Raw genomic sequence first — 19,766 nt, forward strand, 5'->3', positions numbered from 1 at the left:
ACATATACATAAAAAAGTTGGAAAATTTTCCTCTTCTTCATAAAAAATTGTTGCAAATTTTATCATCTTTGGAGGAAAATTGGCTATAATGTTTGTTACAAGAAGAGGAGGGTTGCAAGTGAAACAATACGGACACTATTTAATGATTTTATCATGCCTAATTGCAACCTTCTTTTTGTATAATAAACAATTGGGAGCAATACCGCTTCTCATCTTGTCAGGTTATTTATTTTATATGGCAATCAGAGATTTTTATAAAATAAAAAACAATAAATGAATCTAGCATAGTATACAATTATTTGTATATAATGGTTAACATGTGTAATGTATGTATTAAAGAAAGGGCGTGCACGAGTTGAAGATTCGTGAAATGACAAAAGAGCAAATAGCAGAAGAAGCGTTAGTAGACTTAGCGTTTGCAATTCTAGAAGAGAAAAAAACAGCTACTCCTTTTTTCGATTTATTAGATGAAATTAAAGAATTAAAAGGGCTTTCAGAAGAAGAAGTTAAACAAGTATTGGTACAATTTTTTACGGATTTAAATGTAGACGGTCGTTTCTTATTAAACCACGATAACACGTGGGGACTTCGTGAATGGTATAAAATAGAAACAATCGAAGAAGAAACAGCACCTACTATTAAAACTCGTAAACGTAAAGCGAGAATAGCTGTCTTTGATGATGAAGAAGAAATCATCGATGAAGATGATTTAGTATTTGAAGAAGAATTTGAAGAGTTCTTGGATGAAGATGAAGAAGATATCGACTTCGATGATGAACTTGTGGACGACTTCGATGATGCTCTTGATGATTTAGATGTAGAGCTTCCAGATGAGATTGATGAAGTCGATGATGATTTAATCGATGGTGATGAAGAGTTATTAATCGACGATGAAGAATTAGATGTAGAAATCGATGAAGAGGAAGAATAATAAATTTTTGTAAATATGTAAATTTAATGGTTTTTATATAAACTACTTGACTTATTAATTTGTTCCGTTTAATCTTTTATTTGGGCTCCTTAAGAAGGAGAATGAACGTGATATATTCACGCTCCCCCTGCAAAATGCAGGAGGAGCGTTTTTTATTTTTTGTTCTTGAGGAAGCCTATTTCCTATAAACATGTTCCACAGAGAAGTGTATAATACAAGCCATGAGGAAATATCGGTAATTGTGTTTAGTGCTTTCTCTTTTGGAACGTTGCTTGTAAGCATGGAAATGTAGGAAAAGGAAAAATGAATAAAGGATTATTGATTGAGTTAACATTTCAGCAATGATTTAGTATAAGTTATGTAATTTCATAAAAGTGGAAATATTTGAGGAGGAATTTTACAAATGACGAAGTATATTTTTGTAACTGGTGGAGTAGTATCGTCCTTAGGAAAAGGGATTGTTGCTTCATCATTAGGTAGACTATTAAAAAATCGAGGCTTGCAAGTGACGATTCAAAAATTCGATCCTTATTTAAATATAGATCCTGGTACGATGAGCCCTTATCAACATGGTGAGGTATTCGTTACTGATGACGGTGCTGAAGCAGACTTAGACTTAGGGCACTATGAACGTTTTATCGATATTAATTTAGGTAAACATTCTACGGTAACTTCCGGTAAAATATATCAAACAGTTTTAGCGAAAGAGCGTCGCGGTGACTATAATGGAAAAACAGTTCAAGTTATTCCTCACGTGACAAATGAAATTAAAGAGCGCATTCAACGTGCTGGAAGAGAAACAAGTGCGGATATCGTAATTACGGAAGTAGGGGGAACAGTTGGAGATTTCGAAGGGCTTCCATTCTTAGAAGCAATCCGTCAAATGAAATCTGATTTAGGTGCAGAAAATGTGATGTATGTTCACTGTACACTAATCCCTTACATCAGAGCTGCAGGTGAATTAAAAACAAAACCAACTCAACATTCAGTAAAAGAATTGCGTTCTTTAGGTATCCAACCAAATATTTTAGTTGTGCGTACAGAACAACCAGTTTCAGAGGACATGAAAGAAAAATTAGCATTATTCTGTGATGTATCCTCTCGCAACATTATTGAGTCTCGAGATGTGGAACATTTATATGAAGTGCCATTAAATCTACATGCTCAAGATTTAGATGATATCGTATTAGAGTATTTCGGAATCGAAGCACCAGAAGCTGATATGTCTGATTGGAAAGAGCTAGTGCATAAGGTGAAAAACTTAAAACATAAAACACGCATTGCGCTTGTTGGAAAATATGTTGAGTTACAAGACGCATATATTTCAGTTGTTGAAGCTTTAAAACATGCTGGTTACGTTTACGATTCCGATATTTGCATCGATTGGATTAACGCTGAAGATATTACAGAAGAAAATGTGCATGAATTATTGAAAGATGCAGACGGAATTATTGTACCTGGCGGATTTGGAAATCGCGGTACAGAAGGAAAAATCACAGCAATTAAATATGCTCGTGAAAACGATGTGCCATTCCTTGGTATTTGTTTAGGAATGCAAATGATGGCAATTGAATTTGCTCGAAATGTTCTAGGATTAAAAGGAGCGCATACAACAGAAATTGTGAAAGATACTCCATATCCAATCATAGATTTACTACCAGACCAAAAAGAAAATATGGATTTAGGCGGAACATTACGCTTAGGTTTATATCCATGTAAATTAAAAGAAGGTTCTCGTGCTGAACAAGCTTATCAAGATGAGTTAGTATATGAACGTCATCGCCACCGTTATGAATTCAATAATGAATTCCGTGAAGCAATGGAAGCTGAGGGACTCGTATTCTCAGGTACAAGCCCTGACAATCGTTTAGTGGAAATTATCGAATTACCAGAGAAAAAATTCTTCCTTGGATGCCAATTCCATCCTGAATTTGTTTCTCGTCCACAACGCCCGCAACCTTTATTCCGTGAGTTTATCGGAGCAGCTTTCAAATACCGCAAAAATCAATAAATGCTAATAAAAAAGGGGGCGTCTGAAAAGTGAACTGCTCCCTGTCAAGTAGACAGTGTAAAAAATAAAAATGTTATTAAGCGGCTTGAGCCCTGTATTCTAAGGGACTTAAGCCGTTTAATTTTTTCTGATAACGGAAATTGTTATAGAAATAAATATATTCATCAATCGATTGTTTCAGTGCTTGATATGAATCATAGGTATTCAAATGATATTTTTCACATTTGAATTTACTCCAAAAGGATTCAATTGGAGCGTTATCGATGCATTGACCTACCCGAGACATACTTTGTGTTAATTGTGCCTCGTCTATAATTTCCTTATATTTTTTGGACGTATATTGGAATCCTCGATCGCTATGTACGAGTGGATGTTCATCAGGTTTCAGGGTTTGGATTGCTTTTCGTATGGTTTTAAAAACTAATTGATTATTATTGGAATGACCCAATTCATAACTCACAATAGAACCATCATACAAATCAATAACGGCACTTAAATAGGCTTTTTTTCCGTTCCCATATTTCAGCTCCGTTACATCTGTACACCATTTCATATTGGGCTTTTCTGCAGTAAACTCGCGATTTAATCGATTTTCAGCTACGTGTTGAACAGGTGATTTCTTATATCCTTTTCGTTTTCTTCGAATCACTGCTTGAATCTTCGCAATTTTCATCAAACGATAAATGCGTTTTTCATTGACAAGGGGCTCATTCGCCATTTTTCTGTATCGATTAATGGTGATGGTCATGCGACGATAACCATAGATTCCATTGACTTGTTCGTGAAGTGTTTTAATGCCCTCTAACAGTGATTCATTCAATTGTTCACGCGCTGATGGGGTGCGTTTTAGCCATTTATAATAAGCTGCTCGTGAAACGCCTGCGATGTGACAAAGTAAAATGATAGATAAGTGTTCGGTTTCATGTAATTCTTGAATGGCCTCATATCGAGTTTGTAATCGTACTTGGGTTAACAACACTTCCTTTCGATTTCCTCTAACTTTTTTAAAAATAGATTTTCTGCACGTAAACGTTCATTCTCGCGTTCAATTCGTTTGATTTCTAATTTAAATTTTTCTTCCGTCGTTAATTCAGCCTCTGATTTTGTGCGTCCACGGCGATCTTGTAGCCCTTCTTCTCCATGTAACTCAAATTTTTTCACCCATTGGTATACCTGTTGATAAGAAACTTGATAAGTTTGGGCTGCTAATTGATAATTTTTATGGTGCTTTAAGCAAAAATCGACTATCTCCATTCGTTCTAGTAGGGTTGTTTTTCTACCTTTTGTCATTGTTTTACTCAATCCTTTACCCGAATCTTTTATATCACAATGACTAGTATACTTTTTCACCCACTTCATTAAAATAGTTCTACCTGAAATTTGATGTTTTTTCATTAATTCGAGTAAAGAATATTCACCAGATAAATAATCCTCCACCGCTTGAATCTTCTGTTCTCTTGTATAACATCGTGGAGAAAAGTTAGAGTGAAAGACCGCTTCACCAAAGGCTTCATACTTTCGAACCCATTCTTTTAAAGTACTTTGGTGAATTTTATATTGACGAGCAAGCTTTTCAAATGAATAATCACCCGTTAAATATAAATGAATCAGTTTTAACATGAACTCTTTAGGATACTTGTAAAAGGTCATAATGAAAGCCCCCTATTAGGTTAGATGAATTTTTATTTTTCATCTGTCTACCTAATAGGGAGCATATCAAAGTCATTTTGAGATGCCCCCTTTGCGGCTGTCGCTAACGCTTTCGCCGCAGATAAATTGCGGCTGTCGCACATGCTTTCGCCGCAGATAAATTGCAGCTGTCGCACATGCTTAGCCGCAGATAAATTGCGGCTGTCGCACATGCTTAGCCACAGATAAATTGCGACTGTCGCTAGAGCTTTCGCCACAGATAAATTGCGGCTGTCGCTAGAGCTTTCGCCGCAGATAAATTGCGGCTGTCGCACACGCTTAGCCGCAGATAAATTGCAGCTGTCGCACATGCTTAGCCACAGATAAATTGCGGCTGTCGCACACGCTTAGCCGCAGATAAATTGCGGCTGTCGCTAGAACTTTCGCCTCAGATAAATTGCGACGAGTAGGCGCGTTTGATGTGACCACCGCAGGAGAGCAAAGTTTTTAAGAGAATATTACTATAAGAAGTAAGGCTGTTCAGAAAGAGTTCGACTTTCTGAACAGCCCCTTTTTATTATGATGAAATATCAGATAAAAAAGGAAAAACTGTATTTTTTTACTATTTTCATTATATTAATACACTAGCATTGCACTAATTAAATCTGATGATTCAAAATACTAAGAATGTTCAATTTTTTATTGATTTCGAAACAAAAAAATCCTTTACAATGGAAGTACAGGTGGTTCCTGTCCAAATCCAATCGTAAAGGATAAACGTTATGGACAAGAATACACTAATTTCATCATTTGGTAAATGGGTTTCACCCATAAATATTCAAAAACTTAGCGAACAAGTCAAAGAATTGAAACAGGACTATTACACAAAAAAGCTGACAACAGAAGCCTATATTAAACTTTTATTGGTAGCCCAGCTGCTCGAATTTAAGAGCTTAGAGGAAATGAGTGATGCACTTGTAGACGAAGATCTTCAAAAAGCACTCGGATTTGAATCGATAAGTGCCTCTCAGCTATCCCGAAAAAACAATCAGATCAACCCACTAATTCTTGCAAATTTGTTCTTGGATCTTGTTTGGAAAATTCAACGGTACCATTATAAAACCGGAAAGAATATGCCACTGAAAATCATTGATTCAAGTACACTCCCGTTGAATTTGACCAATTATAAATGGGCAAAATTCCGTAAAACAAAAGCTGGTGTAAAGCTACACTTACGGCTCGTTTTCATGGATAAAGACACCGTCTATCCTGAAAAAGCAGTGATTACGACAGCAAAAGAACATGACCGAAATCAACTCGAAGTCCTAGTGGATGATAAAGAAGCCATGTATGTGTTTGACCGCGGTTATGTGGACTATGAACGTTTTGATCGGATGACAGATGATGGCTATTTCTTCGTTTCAAGACTGAAGAAAAACGCAGTCATTCGTGAAGTCTATACATTTTCACTTCCTGATGATTGTCACGTTCTATCCGATAAAATGGTCTACATTGGTACCACACAAAATCGTACTGAAAATGTCTTTCGTCTACTAGAAGTTATGGACACAAAAGGGAACTTACTTCGTTTCATCACCAACCGATTTGATTTAAAACCAGAAGAGATAAGTGATATTTACCGATCTCGCTGGGCTATTGAACTCTTTTTCAAATGGCTCAAGCAACACGTAGAAATTAAGCACTTTTATGGAATGAGTGAAACAGCTATTCAAAATCAAATTTTCTTAGCCCTTATCACGTATTGCTTACATGTTCTCATTCAATTGGAGATGAAAAGTAAGAAATCTCTACTTCGAATTACTCGTTGGTTAAAGAGAGCTCTGTGGAAACCAGCTTATGTTTGGTTGCGAAAATTTGATGGGCGAGCCAGTCCATAATCTCCCTTTTGTCGTTGTCGCTCTGGTTTAACTGTATATATTTACCAAATGGGCAGTGCCACCTTTCTTTAGGTTTTGTCTTTTTGGCACAAATTCACAAAAATTAATTAACAGAAAATTCTAACTATATTTATGCAATGCTAATGATATTAATAAACAATTGACTATATTTGAAAATAATAAAAGGTAAACAAAGATTATATTTCATCTTCTAACATTTCATCATAAGCAAGTTTAATTGCTTCATAAATAAAGAGACCAGCATGTAGGTGAGGAATAACAACCCGTTCGCCTAAATTCGTAGGATGGGGAATTAATCCACCTCGAACATGCATCGATATATAAGTATAAGCAAGATCGCTTAACTCATTATCATTGCTTGGAACTTCGCTTGCTACTGCTGCAAAAGGGATAAATTGTTCATATAATTTCTTCGCAAGTTGAAGGGCTTCTTTATCTTGACAACTTTTTGCAAATATTAAAACTCGATCCGTTTCACGAATTTCAACATCAGGTGACCATTTTACGAGATTTAAAAATGGTTGTTCTTTGTTAGATAAAGCGTAGGATTCAATTCCTTGCAGTTCATCAAAACAAGCAAAGTAAACACTCCCTTCACCGACACTGGCTTGTGCGAGAAGGCGGGCAGTTTGTTCAATTGCATCCTCTTCGTTTTGAACAATTTTTTGATATAAACCATTTAATTGTGTAGCGAGTATTTTTGACATATTTCCACCTCAAACCAATTATAATTTTCTACTCTTTGAAATGCAAAATTACATAATTGTGATGGAAGTATGTAAATTTTTTATATATCAAAGTAAAATTCATGTTTATTATAATAAAATTAAGGGAAAAGGAAGGGTAGGGGAAAAAATGTTTTAAGGGGAAAAGACTGTGAAAAAAATATTGATTGTAGACGATCAAAGAGGAATCAGAATGTTGCTCGACGAGATTTTCAAAAGGGAAGGGATGAAAACGTATTTAGCATCAAATGGGCCTGAAGCACTTCAATTAATAGAAAATTCGAGAATGGACGGTGTCCTTCTTGATATGAAATTACCAGGAATTGATGGAAAAGAGATACTAAGGAAAATGAAAACTTTGTACCCTGAAATGCCAGTATTTATCATGTCCGCATGTGAAGAAGCTGAAATGATGGAACAAGCTAATTGTTATGGAGCTGACTATTATTTTACGAAACCCTTTAATATTTTTGAATTAAAAGATGCTGTGATTAAGATGATAAATAGAAAGAAAGTTTTATCCGAATAAATGGCCGTTCCAAGTTTTGGGACGGTTATTTTTTCAGGTAATCGTAGAAGAAAAGATTCATCATAATTGGGATGAAGAATAAGTGTAGACACACATGCTAGGATCCTATCTGCACAAGAATAGGTTGCATCTACACGAGTTAAGGTTGTATCTGCACGAGAGTAGGACGCATTCGCACGAGTTAAGGTTCTATCTGCACGAGAATAGGTTGCATCTACACGAGTTAAGGTTGTATCTGCACGAGAGTAGGTGCTCATGCTCCTGTCAAGTAGACATTTTTATCCGCCCCGTATTAATCCAAATTTATGCTGCTTTTGTTCTATATTCCATCGGGCTCATTTTTAGTTTAGTTACGATACGTTTGGTGTTATAATAATTAATATAGTTTTCTACTGCTTCGTAAATTTCTCGTACAGTTTCGGGTTGACTAAAACATCCAAGTTCAACCTTCAGATGACTAAAGAAATTTTCAATGCAGGCATTGTCCCAGCAGTTGCCTCTGCGGGACATGGATTGAGTTATCTCCATCTCACGGAGATACTCTTGATAATCGGGATTAGTAAAGTGAGTGCCTTGGTCACTATGGAGAATCGCTCCTTTACTATATCCCCTTTTTTTAAGCATTTCTAAGGCGCGATACACTAATTTCATTTCCAAACTTGTCCCCATTGAATAAGCCACGATTTCCTCATTAAATAAGTCTTTAATGGCACAGAGATATACCCATTTTTGACGTCCTCTTTTCACGCGAATATACGTAATATCAATGGAAAACTTTACTCCTTCTCGAATGGCTTTGAAGTTACGGCTAAGAAGATTGGGAATTTTTCCATGAACACTTGGACGATATCTAAATTTCTTTTGGCGAATTTTGCATACCAATCCATATTTCCTCATTAAACGGGCAATCCGTTTTTCATTGATGACTAACCCATATTGTCTTTCCAATTCAATTTTGATTCGTTTTCTCCCCACAGTACCACGGTGATCGTTAAACACCTTTAGGATATAAGGGATTAACCGTTCATCAATTTGATCACGATGTTTTTCTCCATTTCTCTTTAACCATTTATAATAACCCGCACGGGATACATTGGCGATTTCCGCTAAAATAGAAATCGGATATTGTTCTGCGTAAGCGTGAATAAAGGCAAATTGTTGTTCTTTATCATTCACCCCTTTCTTAGATCTAACAACTTTTTTAAGTATTCGTTCTCCAACTGTAATAGAAGATATTTTTCTTCCAAAGATTTTTCAACAGGCGACTGTTTCTGTTTAGCTACTTTTTCTCTTTTGGTTAAGAGAGCTTCATAGCCTCCTTCTTTCACAATTTTCACCCATTCAGAGACTCTTCTCCGATGAATGTTATATATTTTAGCTACCTCTGTGGAAGAATACCCTTCGAAATATTTTTCAATGACTTGTTTTTTGAATTCAAATGTGTAATATCGATATTTTTTCGCCATTTCCATATCCTCCATTCATGTACGAAGTACGCCACCATTGACACCTACCTGATTGTCCGTAGTGATTGTAGATTGCAGATGATCTCAAAAAATAGCTCCTTGCGCTCACTCCGTTTGTCATTGTACTACGGACAAATCGATTCTAAGTACTTGTTGGCGGGGCCCCGACCCCATCCACCAAGTACTAAGAATCGTGGTAGGTGTCAATGGCATTGCAGCTACGCTGTGGCTTTTTAATAAACCCAATAAATTCCCACATTTTATATTTATTATGCTCATCTTATGGGCGCTTTAATGTGTAAACTTTACAGGTATAATAGCAAAGTTCTATCTGCACAAGAATAGGGCGCATTCGCACGAGTTAAGGTTGTATCTGCACGAGAATAGGTTGCATCTACACGAGTTAAGGTTGTATCTGCACAAGCCAAAGAAGCACCCCCTGAATAAGGATTCATCCGAACAAGCCAAAGAAGCACCCCCTGAATAAGGATTCATCCGAACAAGCCAAAGAAGTACCCTCTCCAGTAAGAATACATCCACATAAGAAGTACCCGCCCGAGTAAGGATCCAACACACAAACTCAAGCGTTCCACAACATTTGCTCACTACTTGTGGGGGAAAGTTGATTTTGGTACTATTAAAACGGAAAACATTATTAAATTAACCATCCTGAGGAGGATTTGTATAATGCCATTAGTATCGATGAAAGAAATGTTGATTAAAGCGAAAGAAGGAAAATATGCGGTTGGTCAATTTAATATTAACAACTTAGAATTTACACAAGCCATTTTACAAGCTGCTGAAGAAGAAAAATCACCGGTAATTCTTGGCGTTTCTGAAGGTGCCGGAAAATATATGGGCGGATTCGTTGCTGTTGTACACATGGTGAAAGGCTTAATGGAAAGCTACAACATTACAGTTCCTGTTGCCATCCACTTAGACCACGGCTCCAGCTTTGAAAAATGTAAAGAGGCAGTAGATGCTGGCTTCACTTCTGTTATGATTGATGCATCCCACAAACCATTTGAAGAAAACGTAGAAATTACAAAAAAAGTTGTTGAATATGCACACTCAAAAGGTGTTTCTGTAGAAGCGGAACTTGGTATCGTAGGCGGACAAGAAGATGATGTCGTTGGAGAAGGTATTATTTATGCTGATCCGCAAGAATGTAAACAATTAGCGGAGTTGACTGACATTGATTGCTTAGCTCCAGCACTTGGTTCTGTTCATGGTCCGTATAAAGGCGAACCAAAACTTGGCTTCAAAGAGATGGAGGAAATTTCTCAATTAACAGGCCTTCCACTCGTACTTCACGGCGGAACTGGAATCCCAACAAAAGATATTCAACGTGCAATTTCATTAGGTACAGCAAAAATTAACGTAAATACTGAAAACCAAATTGCAGCAACAAGAGTTGTTCGTGAAATTCTAGAAAAAGATGCGAACCTTTATGACCCAAGAAAATACTTAGGTCCAGCTCGTGAAGCAATTAAAGAAACAGTAATCGGAAAAATTCGTGAATTTGGAAGCTCAAACAAAGCATAAAAATAGTTCAAAATAATCGTTTATTTTTTAACAATAAGTGTCTAGTATAGTTTTTAATAACAAAAATATCACTTCGAAAACAATACAAGGAGAAGTGTCGAGCGTACGACCTTCTCTTCATTTTTAATGAAATTGGGGAGGGCTATCATGAAATTTTTTATTGATACAGCGAACTTCGATGAAATAAAAGAAGCGCACTCTTGGGGGATTCTTTCAGGAGTAACGACGAATCCTTCATTAGTTGCAAAAGAAGAAGGAATCTCTTTCCATGACAGACTACGTGAAATAGCGGAACTCGTTGACGGATCTGTTAGTGGAGAAGTGATTTCGCTAGATGCAGAAGGAATGATTAAAGAAGGACTAGAATTATCAAAAATTGCTCCGAATATTACAGTGAAATTACCGATGACACCAGAAGGATTAAAAGCATGTAAATATTTTTCAGAAAAAGGCATCAAAACAAATGTCACTTTAATATTTAGTGCTAACCAAGCCCTTCTAGCTGCTCGTGCTGGTGCCACATACGTATCTCCCTTCTTAGGTCGATTAGATGATATCGGACAAAATGGTGTACAACTAGTGGCGCAAATTGCAGAAATCTTTAATATTCATCAAATTGAAACGGAAATCATTGCTGCGTCCATTCGCCATCCGCAACATGTAGTAGAGGCTGCTTTAGCTGGTGCGGATATTGCCACAGTGCCATTTAAAGTGCTAAAACAACTGTTTCATCATCCATTAACGGATAAAGGAATTGAAGCATTTTTAGCTGACTGGGAAAAACGTAGTAATAAATAATATAATTCCCAGGATGTAGTTTAGTTTGTTCCATTATCAGAAAAGAATAAAGAAAAGACAAAATTGTTATCTCACTTTTTGTGATGTAGAAATAAACTAAATATTACAAATGAATTTATTTTAAAAATGCGTAGTTAAGCGGAAAAAAGACCATAATAAAGGAAACTTTCCAATCACGAGGGAGAACGCTTATGGATGTATATAAAATTATTGGCGGAAATCGTCTTAAAGGAACAGTCAAAGTCAGTGGAGCCAAAAATAGTGCCGTTGCGTTAATACCCGCGTCAATCCTAGCTAATTCTCCGGTGACAATCGGTGGGATTCCCGAAATTTCAGATGCTTTCACGTTGAAAGTTCTACTTGAGGAAATAGGTGGAGAAGTTATTTTCGAAAATGGACAAATGACGATTGATCCTACAAATATGACGCCGATTCCATTACCAAATGGCAATGTGAAAAAACTTCGTGCCTCCTATTACCTCATGGGAGCGATGCTAGGTCGGTTTAAAAAAGCTGTCATCGGTCTTCCTGGAGGATGCTTTTTAGGACCGCGCCCAATCGATCAACATATAAAAGGATTTGAAGCATTAGGGGCGAAAGTGACAAATGAACACGGCGCAATTTATTTAAGAGCAGAAGAATTAATTGGTACGAAAATTTATTTGGACGTTGCGAGCGTTGGTGCGACGATTAACATTATGCTTGCAGCTGTTCGAGCGAAAGGCAGAACGATTATCGAGAATGCTGCGAAAGAACCAGAAATTATTGATGTTGCCACACTCTTGACGAACATGGGTGCAAACATTAAAGGAGCTGGAACAAGTGTCATTCGTATTGAAGGTGTCGATGAACTTCATGGTACGAAGCATGTGATTATTCCAGACCGTATTGAAGCAGCCACTTATATGATTATGGCGGCTGCGTTAGGAGATGGAGTCACGATTGATAACATCATTCCGCTCCATTTAGAAGCGGTAACAGCAAAATTGCGTGAAATGGGAGTAAGAGTGGAAGAAGGAGAAGAGAGCATCTTTATTCCAAAATCGGATGAATTGCAAGCGGTAGACGTAAAAACCCTTGTATATCCAGGATTTCCCACTGATGTTCAGCAACCACTCTCTGTATTGATGACACAAGCAATCGGTGCCTCAAAAATAACGGAAACCATTTATACTTCTCGTTTTAAACATATTGATGAATTAAGACGAATGAACGCAAATGTTCGAGTAGAAGGAAATACGGCAATCATTCAAGGACCAACAAAATTGCACGGTTCAAAGGTGACTGCAACAGATCTTCGAGCAGGTGCAGCTTTAGTGCTGGCTGCTTTATTAGCAGAAGGAGAAACAGAAATCCGAGATATTTATCATATTGAAAGAGGATACAGTAATTTTATTGAGAAATTGCGCAGTCTCGGAGCAAATATACGCAAAGAATCAATAACGGTAAACACTGTTGAAAGAGTTGAGAAAATTTAAACATGACCGTAAGAAGTCTCTCACCAGAAAAATGTAATTGTTAGCCTAGGGGAGAGACGAATTTTCTCGTAAATGTTGATACAAGTAAAGGTTAAATGCCCACACTCCATACTAGGTGGTGGGCAGTTTACAATTATGGTACAATGGTATATGGAAGTTTTCGTACTTGTAGCAGGAGGAAAATAAAATAATGGAACGTAGTTTAACGATGGAAATAGTTCGCGTCACTGAAGCAGCAGCAATTGCATCCGCCAAATGGATGGGGCGCGGTCTGAAAAATGAAGCAGATCAAGCAGCTACTTCAGCAATGCGTGCTTTGTTTGATACAATCCCTATGCACGGTAGAGTTGTGATTGGTGAAGGTGAAATGGATGAAGCACCAATGTTGTATATTGGTGAAGAACTAGGCCTTCGCAATGGTGGTCCAGAAGTGGATATTGCCGTAGACCCTTTAGAAGGAACAAACATTGTTGCTAAAGGTGGAAATGGTGCGATTACGGTTGTTGCTATTGCTGACCGCGGAAATTTATTAAATGCGCCGGATATGTATATGGAAAAAATTGCGGTTGGTCCTGAAAGCCGAGGAAAAGTTGACATAAACGCTTCTGTTACAGATAATTTAAGAGCAGTAGCAGAATCAAAAAATAAATCAATTTCTGACGTCGTTGCAATTTTACTTGATAGACCTCGCCACCAACATATCGTAGATGAAATTCGTGCTGCTGGAGCCCGCATTAAATTCATTCAAGATGGTGACGTGAGTGCTGCAATTAGCACAGCATTCGATGAAACGGGTATCGACATCATGTTCGGTACTGGAGGAGCACCAGAAGGCGTGATATCCGCTGTAGCATTAAAATGTTTAGGCGGAGATTTCCAAGGGCGATTAGTCCCACAAAACGATGAAGAATTAAAACGATGCATCAGCATGGGAATCGATGTTTCGAAAGTATTATACTTGGATGACCTTGTAAAAGGTGATGATGCTATTTTTGCTGCAACAGCAGTGACAGATAGTGAACTATTAAGAGGCGTTCAATATAAAGGGGAATATTGTTTAACAAACTCCCTTGTTATGCGTGCAAAAACAGGTACAGTTCGTTTCATTGAAGGTCGCCACAATATGATTAAAAAGCCAAATTACGAAAAATAAATAAATTCTTCCCATATTAAGATGTCTGATAGTATATTAAAAATATGCATCAGACATCTTCTACCTTCTAAATCCACTAGTAATTTTCCATAGACATTAAAAATTTATAAAGACTGGAGTAATGTTATGACTCTTACGATTGCTCAATTAGAAAACATGACATTGAAAGAATTATATAATCTCGCAAGGGAATATAAGATTTCTTATTATAGCAAATTAACAAAAAAAGAATTGATATTTGCCATATTAAAATCTCGTTCAGAACAAGAAGGGTACTTCTTTATGGAAGGGATATTAGAAATTGTCAATTCTGAAGGGTTTGGCTTCCTGCGACCGATTAACTATTCACCTTCCAAAGAAGACATTTATATTTCTGCATCTCAAATTCGCCGTTTTGACCTTCGAAATGGTGATAAAGTTTCTGGTAAAGTACGCCCACCAAAGGAAAACGAACGATATTACGGATTACTTCAAGTAGACGCGGTTAACGGAGAAGACCCGGAAATTGCGAAAGAACGCGTTCACTTCCCAGCTCTAACTCCACTCTACCCTAATCGGCAAATCAAACTCGAAACAACACCTGATAAATTATCGACAAGAATAATGGATTTAGTTGCTCCCGTTGGATTTGGACAACGAGGATTAATTGTGGCGCCACCAAAAGCTGGTAAAACTACATTGTTAAAAGAAATTGCTAATGCTATCACTACAAACTATCCGCAAGCTGAACTAATTGTTTTATTAATTGACGAACGTCCAGAAGAAGTAACTGATATTGAACGCTCTGTTAAAGCAGATGTCGTTAGTTCGACATTTGATGAATTACCAGAAAACCATGTGAAAGTTGCAGAATTAGTATTGGAACGTGCACGTCGCCTCGTTGAACATAAGCGAGATGTGATTATTTTAATGGATTCTATCACAAGACTTGCACGCGCTTACAACTTAGTTATTCCGCCAAGTGGAAGAACATTATCCGGTGGTATTGACCCTGCGGCATTCCATCGACCAAAACGCTTCTTTGGGTCAGCGCGAAATATTGAAGAGGGCGGCAGTTTAACAATATTAGCGACTGCTTTAATCGATACGGGGTCACGTATGGACGAAGTAATTTACGAGGAGTTTAAAGGGACAGGTAACTTGGAGTTGCATTTAGATCGTAATCTTGCAGAACGCCGAATTTTCCCGGCGCTCGATATTCGTCGATCCGGCACAAGGAAAGAAGAATTGTTAATTCCGCAAGAGCAATTAGATAAACTATGGGCAATTCGAAAAACCTTTACCGATGCTCCAGACTTTACAGAACGTTTCTTGAAAAAACTTCGTTCAACAGAATCTAACGAAGAGTTTTTTGAAATTTTAAACGAAGAAATGAAAAAAGCAAAAGGTAGAGGTCTTTTATAAAGGATTAATCCTTTGATTTCTATTTTAAATTCATTTATACTTTACCTTGAATATTCAAAAGTAGTATGATAATATAGTCGAGTATGTAACGTGTGCATATGTAACTGGCATATTCGGGTTACGTAAGGCACAGTACGATAAATAACTCTGTTCCAGAATGGTTCAGGGCGGGAGGAGTAAACGAATATGAAACAAGGAATTCATCCAGAGTACTACACTGCAACAGTTACTTGCTCATGTGGTAACACATTCCAAACAGGTTCAGTGAAAGCAGACATTCGCGTTGAGGTTTGCAACGAATGTCACCCATTCTACACTGGACGTCAAAAATTCGCGGCTGCTGATGGCCGTGTGGATCGTTTCAACAAAAAATACGGTCTCAAATAGGAAGCATAAAATGCCTGCCAACAAAATGGCAGGCATTTTTTGTAAAAAAGAAAACCCCCTGCTAGGCAGGGGGTTCCGTATAGCTTATAGCGAGGTATTAAAAAAGATCCCACTTGATGCTAAAATAAATTTTGGTTCGCCAACCAAATTTTAGTATCAAGGAGGGACCTATTATGTCTTCTGACATAAATAGTTTAGCACATACTAAATGGAATTGTAAGTATCACATTGTATTTGCACCAAAATATAGAAGACAGATAATCTATGGAAAGATAAAGAAAGATATAGGACAAATATTAAGACAACTATGTGAAAGAAAAGGTGTAGAAATTATTGAAGCTACCGCATGTAAAGACCACATACATATGTTGGTTAGTATTCCACCGAAATTAAGTGTTTCATCATTCGTGGGATATTTAAAAGGAAAAAGTAGTTTAATGATATTCGATCGACATGCCCATTTAAAATATCGATATGGAAACAGAAAATTTTGGTGTAGAGGATTTTATGTGGATACGGTAGGCAGAAATAAAAAGGTAATAGAAGAATATATTCGAAATCAAATACAAGATGATATCATTGCGGATCAACTCAGTATGGAAGAATTTATTGATCCATTTACAGGTGAAGAGATAAAAAGAAAATCGAGGAAAAAATAAAAGAGACCCTTTAAGGGTCAGCTGGAAAAGTAGTGCGGTTGGCGAACCATTCGATGCCCCTTTAGGGGTTGGCCAGTAATAAAGGCTTCTAGCCGCAGAACAAACCACCCGTTCACACGGGTGGTTTTGATTGAGTGCGCCTGGCATGGATGTAATCTATAGGGTGCAAGTCCCGAGCCGTGAAGGCAGAAGTAACGGTTAGCTTAACGCAAGGGTGTCTGTGGTGACGCGGAATCTGAAGGAAGCGAGCGGCAAACTTCCGGTCTGAGGAACACGAACTTCATACAAGGCTAGGTATCATTGGATGAGTTTGCTCAACAAAACAAAGTCCTTTCTGCCGAAGGTGATACAGAGTAAATGAAGCAGATAGATGGAAGGAAAGATTACATTCTTACCCAGGGAGGTCTGATGGATACGTGAAGTACACTTCATAACCTACTTAGTGATAAGTAGCTGAACCGTCAGAAGTCAGCAGAGGTCATAGTATTAGTTGGTCTAGAACAACTGAGAAGGACCGAACAATTAAGAGAGAATAGCCCTTGGCATTCAGTGAGTCATGATGAACACAGAAAACGTAGTACCTCACTTGAGGGAGGAAGCGGTGAATCCCGTGGGGGACCTCTTGGAGGGTGGAGTGACCACTGGCATAAGAAGATAAGCTATTCACGGAAGGAGAATAACGATGCTTTTGAATCAAATCCTGTCACGGGAGAATATGCTTCAAGCACTAAAACGTGTAGAACAGAATAAAGGAAGCCACGGAGTAGATATGATGCCCGTACAAAATCTACGACAGCACATAGTTGAAAACTGGCTATCGATTAAAGAAGCAATTCTCAAGGGAACTTATGAACCGATGCCAGTCCGCAGAGTCGAAATCCCGAAACCTGATGGCGGTGTTCGTTTACTAGGAATCCCTACCGTAACAGACCGTTTGATTCAACAAGCAATCGCCCAAGTACTTTCAAAAGTGTATGACCCTACATTCTCTGAAAACAGCTACGGATTTCGACCAAACCGAAGTGCTCATGATGCGATGAGAAAAGCGAAAGAATATATAAGAGATGGATATCGATGGGTTGTAGATATGGACTTGGAGAAATTCTTTGATAAGGTCAACCATGACAGATTAATGGGTACACTCGCGAAGAGAATCCAAGATAAACCATTACTGAAATTGATTCGTAAGTATTTACAATCGGGCGTCATGATTAATGGTGTGGTGTCAAGCACATTAGAAGGAACTCCACAAGGAGGACCATTAAGTCCGCTACTATCTAACATTGTACTAGATGAACTAGATAAAGAATTGGAAAGAAGAGGACACAAATTCGTTCGATATGCGGATGACTGTAACATTTACGTGAAAAGTAAACGAGCAGGACTTCGCACAATGGCAAGTATCCAGCGATTTATTGAAGGAAAACTACGACTGAAAGTAAATGAAAAGAAATCAGCGGTCGACCGTCCATGGAAACGTAAGTTTCTAGGATTTAGCTTTACCTATCATAAAGAGCCAAAGGTTCGTATCGCAAAAGAAAGCCTTAAACGAATGAAGAATAAAGTTCGTGAAATCACATCACGCAAGATGCCCTACCCGATGGAATACCGCATTCAGAAACTGAATCAATATCTAATGGGATGGTGTGGATATTTTGCGTTAGCAGACACCAAATCTATATTCCCTGAATTAGATAAATGGATTCGTAGAAGACTTCGAATGTGTCTATGGAAGAACTGGAAGAAACCGAAAACAAAGATACGCAACCTTATTCAACTTGGCGTACCACAATGGCAAGCGTATGAATGGGGAAATACTCGGAAGAGTTATTGGCGTATTTCAAAAAGTCCAATATTACACAGAACCCTTGGTAACTCCTATTGGAGAAACCAAGGGCTGAAAAGTCTTGAAGCTCGTTATGAAAACTTGCGTCAATTATCTTAATTGAACCGCCGTATACGGAACCGTACGTACGGTGGTGTGAGAGGACGGGAGTTAATCGCTCCCTCCTACTCGATTAGTATTTCTACATACCACCAAGTAGTAAAAAAGAGGGAGAACGATGGCTCAACTATTTTTTAAATATGGTGCAATGAACAGCGGAAAATCAATTGAAATTTTAAAAGTTGCACATAATTATGAAGAGCAGAATAAACCGGTATTAATGTTTACGTCTGGAATCGATAATCGGGATGAAGTCGGATACGTTTCAAGTCGCATTGGATTACGCAGAAAAGCTATTCCTATTTTTGACGATACAAACATTTTTGAAATCGTGAAAAGCCATCCAGAAAAATTGTTTTGCATCCTTGTTGATGAAGTGCAATTTTTAAAGAAGGAACATGTATTACAATTAACGAAAATTGTGGATGTATTAGATATTCCGGTGATGGGCTTCGGTTTAAAAAACGACTTTCAAAATGAGTTGTTTGAAGGTAGCAAATATATGTTAATTTACGCGGATAAAATTGAAGAAATGAAAACCATTTGTTGGTTCTGCCATAAAAAAGCAACGATGAATTTGCGGATTGATGAAAATGGAAAACCGATTTACGTTGGTGAACAAATACAAATTGGTGGTAATGATACATATTATCCTGTCTGCCGTAAATGCCATGCCAATCCGCCATTGTGATTAACTACGCAATGTTGTTAGGGTGTTAACCGAGATAAGGTAGTACCTTCACAAGCAGTGGTACTATCCGCACGAGCGAGGGTGTTATCCACACAAGTGGTAGTGCTATCCGCGCAAGCCAAGGATCTATCTGCACAAGCTGGAGTATTATCCACACAAGCCGAGGATTCATCCGCACGAGCGAGAGTGTTATCCACACAAGTGGGAATGTATCCGCACGAGCGAGGGTGTTATCCACACAAGTGGTAGTGCTATCCGCGCAAGCCAAGGATCTATCTGCACAAGCTGGAGTATTATCCACACAAGCCGAGGATTCATCCGCACGAGCGAGAGTGTTATCCACACAAGTGGGAATGTATCCGCACGAGCGAGAGTGTTATCCACACAAGTGGGAATGTATCCGCACGAGCGAGAGTGTTATCCACACAAGTGGGAATGTATCCGCACGAGCGAGGGTGCTATCCACACAAGTGGGGATGTATCTTCACGAGCGAGG

Annotated in this window: 18 protein-coding genes; 14 read left to right on the forward strand and 4 right to left on the reverse strand. The window is 38.0% G+C overall.

Going from position 1 to position 19,766, the window contains the following annotated elements; all coding sequences use genetic code 11:
• Positions 1-118 precede the first annotated feature (118 nt).
• The 3 genes from NST98_RS15570 (at position 119) to NST98_RS15580 (ending at position 2,942) form a co-directional block, all read left to right on the forward strand.
• Positions 119-277 carry a hypothetical protein gene (locus NST98_RS15570; protein WP_340704490.1) on the forward strand — a complete coding sequence of 53 codons (159 nt, stop codon included), beginning with the start codon at positions 119-121 and terminating at the stop codon, positions 275-277.
• Between the two features lie 93 nt (positions 278-370).
• Positions 371-931 carry a DNA-directed RNA polymerase subunit delta gene (gene rpoE / locus NST98_RS15575; RefSeq protein WP_340715499.1) on the forward strand — a complete coding sequence of 187 codons (561 nt, stop codon included), beginning with the start codon at positions 371-373 and terminating at the stop codon, positions 929-931.
• Between the two features lie 403 nt (positions 932-1,334).
• Positions 1,335-2,942, forward strand: coding sequence for a CTP synthase (locus tag NST98_RS15580; protein ID WP_096550316.1), 1,608 nt, complete (start codon positions 1,335-1,337; stop codon positions 2,940-2,942).
• 76 nt (positions 2,943-3,018) lie between these two features.
• Here NST98_RS15580 and NST98_RS17360 read toward each other — a convergent pair.
• Positions 3,019-4,592 (reverse strand): IS3 family transposase gene (locus NST98_RS17360; RefSeq protein WP_445684047.1). Its coding sequence is split into 2 segments (ribosomal slippage): positions 3,019-3,950 and positions 3,950-4,592, totalling 1,575 coding nucleotides; the frame shifts between segments, so codons are not numbered across the junction.
• Between the two features lie 761 nt (positions 4,593-5,353).
• On the opposite strand from NST98_RS17360, the gene NST98_RS15595 reads away from it, so the two are divergent.
• Positions 5,354-6,469, forward strand: coding sequence for an IS4 family transposase (locus NST98_RS15595; protein ID WP_096549683.1), 1,116 nt, complete (start codon positions 5,354-5,356; stop codon positions 6,467-6,469).
• Between the two features lie 197 nt (positions 6,470-6,666).
• On the opposite strand, the gene NST98_RS15600 is transcribed toward NST98_RS15595, so the two are convergent.
• Positions 6,667-7,197: a DUF2529 family protein gene (locus tag NST98_RS15600; RefSeq protein WP_016837267.1), complete on the reverse strand. Its 531-nt coding sequence runs from the start codon at positions 7,195-7,197 to the stop codon at positions 6,667-6,669.
• Positions 7,198-7,366: 169 nt separating this feature from the next.
• Here NST98_RS15600 and NST98_RS15605 point away from each other — a divergent pair, with 169 nt between their 5' ends.
• Positions 7,367-7,744, forward strand: coding sequence for a response regulator (locus tag NST98_RS15605; RefSeq protein WP_096550318.1), 378 nt, complete (start codon positions 7,367-7,369; stop codon positions 7,742-7,744).
• Between the two features lie 303 nt (positions 7,745-8,047).
• Here the strand turns inward: NST98_RS15605 and NST98_RS15610 are convergent, their stop codons facing one another.
• Together NST98_RS15610 and NST98_RS15615 are read right to left on the reverse strand one after the other, a co-directional pair.
• Positions 8,048-8,920: an IS3 family transposase gene (locus NST98_RS15610; protein WP_096550742.1), complete on the reverse strand. Its 873-nt coding sequence runs from the start codon at positions 8,918-8,920 to the stop codon at positions 8,048-8,050.
• Complete coding sequence (locus NST98_RS15615; RefSeq protein WP_172597841.1) at positions 8,917-9,210, reverse strand: helix-turn-helix domain-containing protein; 294 nt, start codon at positions 9,208-9,210, stop codon at positions 8,917-8,919. Before NST98_RS15615 ends, NST98_RS15610 begins: the two co-directional genes overlap by 4 nt.
• A gap of 687 nt (positions 9,211-9,897) precedes the next feature.
• Here NST98_RS15615 and NST98_RS15620 point away from each other — a divergent pair.
• The 9 genes from NST98_RS15620 (at position 9,898) to NST98_RS15660 (ending at position 19,270) form a co-directional block, all read left to right on the forward strand.
• Positions 9,898-10,755 (forward strand): class II fructose-bisphosphate aldolase, encoded by an 858-nt coding sequence (locus NST98_RS15620; protein ID WP_016837264.1) that lies wholly within the window; start codon positions 9,898-9,900, stop codon positions 10,753-10,755.
• Between the two features lie 147 nt (positions 10,756-10,902).
• Entirely contained in the window at positions 10,903-11,553 is a 651-nt protein-coding gene (gene fsa, locus NST98_RS15625; RefSeq protein WP_340704482.1) for a fructose-6-phosphate aldolase, read from the forward strand.
• Positions 11,554-11,744: 191 nt separating this feature from the next.
• Complete coding sequence (locus tag NST98_RS15630) at positions 11,745-13,031, forward strand: UDP-N-acetylglucosamine 1-carboxyvinyltransferase (RefSeq protein WP_340715502.1); 1,287 nt, start codon at positions 11,745-11,747, stop codon at positions 13,029-13,031.
• 190 nt (positions 13,032-13,221) lie between these two features.
• Positions 13,222-14,184 (forward strand): class II fructose-bisphosphatase, encoded by a 963-nt coding sequence (glpX, locus tag NST98_RS15635; protein WP_340715503.1) that lies wholly within the window; start codon positions 13,222-13,224, stop codon positions 14,182-14,184.
• Positions 14,185-14,310: 126 nt separating this feature from the next.
• Positions 14,311-15,588: a transcription termination factor Rho gene (rho, locus tag NST98_RS15640; protein WP_016837260.1), complete on the forward strand. Its 1,278-nt coding sequence runs from the start codon at positions 14,311-14,313 to the stop codon at positions 15,586-15,588.
• A 186-nt stretch (positions 15,589-15,774) separates the two neighbouring features.
• Complete coding sequence (gene rpmE, locus NST98_RS15645) at positions 15,775-15,975, forward strand: 50S ribosomal protein L31 (RefSeq protein WP_016837259.1); 201 nt, start codon at positions 15,775-15,777, stop codon at positions 15,973-15,975.
• Positions 15,976-16,148: 173 nt separating this feature from the next.
• Positions 16,149-16,634: an IS200/IS605 family transposase gene (gene tnpA / locus NST98_RS15650; protein ID WP_340433309.1), complete on the forward strand. Its 486-nt coding sequence runs from the start codon at positions 16,149-16,151 to the stop codon at positions 16,632-16,634.
• Positions 16,635-17,316: 682 nt separating this feature from the next.
• A complete protein-coding gene (gene ltrA / locus NST98_RS15655) occupies positions 17,317-18,579 on the forward strand; it encodes a group II intron reverse transcriptase/maturase (RefSeq protein ID WP_340714478.1) in 1,263 nt (420 codons plus the stop codon).
• 118 nt (positions 18,580-18,697) lie between these two features.
• Positions 18,698-19,270 carry a thymidine kinase gene (locus NST98_RS15660; RefSeq protein WP_096550323.1) on the forward strand — a complete coding sequence of 191 codons (573 nt, stop codon included), beginning with the start codon at positions 18,698-18,700 and terminating at the stop codon, positions 19,268-19,270.
• Positions 19,271-19,766: the final 496 nt, after the last annotated feature.

The sequence above is a fragment of the Ureibacillus sp. FSL W8-0352 genome (assembly GCF_038004345.1).
GTDB lineage: Bacteria > Bacillota > Bacilli > Bacillales_A > Planococcaceae > Ureibacillus > Ureibacillus thermosphaericus.

Excerpts from the sequence above, each read along its gene's own strand:
- rpoE (WP_340715499.1), top strand. The coding sequence starts at position 371 with ATGACAAAAGAGCAAATAGCAGAAGAAGCGTTAGTAGACTTAGCGTTT.
- NST98_RS15580 (WP_096550316.1), top strand. The coding sequence starts at position 1,335 with ATGACGAAGTATATTTTTGTAACTGGTGGAGTAGTATCGTCCTTAGGA.
- NST98_RS15595 (WP_096549683.1), top strand. The coding sequence starts at position 5,354 with ATGGACAAGAATACACTAATTTCATCATTTGGTAAATGGGTTTCACCC.
- NST98_RS15600 (WP_016837267.1), bottom strand. The coding sequence starts at position 7,197 with ATGTCAAAAATACTCGCTACACAATTAAATGGTTTATATCAAAAAATT.
- NST98_RS15615 (WP_172597841.1), bottom strand. The coding sequence starts at position 9,210 with ATGGCGAAAAAATATCGATATTACACATTTGAATTCAAAAAACAAGTC.
- NST98_RS15620 (WP_016837264.1), top strand. The coding sequence starts at position 9,898 with ATGCCATTAGTATCGATGAAAGAAATGTTGATTAAAGCGAAAGAAGGA.
- fsa (WP_340704482.1), top strand. The coding sequence starts at position 10,903 with ATGAAATTTTTTATTGATACAGCGAACTTCGATGAAATAAAAGAAGCG.
- NST98_RS15630 (WP_340715502.1), top strand. The coding sequence starts at position 11,745 with ATGGATGTATATAAAATTATTGGCGGAAATCGTCTTAAAGGAACAGTC.
- glpX (WP_340715503.1), top strand. The coding sequence starts at position 13,222 with ATGGAACGTAGTTTAACGATGGAAATAGTTCGCGTCACTGAAGCAGCA.
- rho (WP_016837260.1), top strand. The coding sequence starts at position 14,311 with ATGACTCTTACGATTGCTCAATTAGAAAACATGACATTGAAAGAATTA.
- rpmE (WP_016837259.1), top strand. The coding sequence starts at position 15,775 with ATGAAACAAGGAATTCATCCAGAGTACTACACTGCAACAGTTACTTGC.
- tnpA (WP_340433309.1), top strand. The coding sequence starts at position 16,149 with ATGTCTTCTGACATAAATAGTTTAGCACATACTAAATGGAATTGTAAG.
- ltrA (WP_340714478.1), top strand. The coding sequence starts at position 17,317 with ATGCTTTTGAATCAAATCCTGTCACGGGAGAATATGCTTCAAGCACTA.
- NST98_RS15660 (WP_096550323.1), top strand. The coding sequence starts at position 18,698 with ATGGCTCAACTATTTTTTAAATATGGTGCAATGAACAGCGGAAAATCA.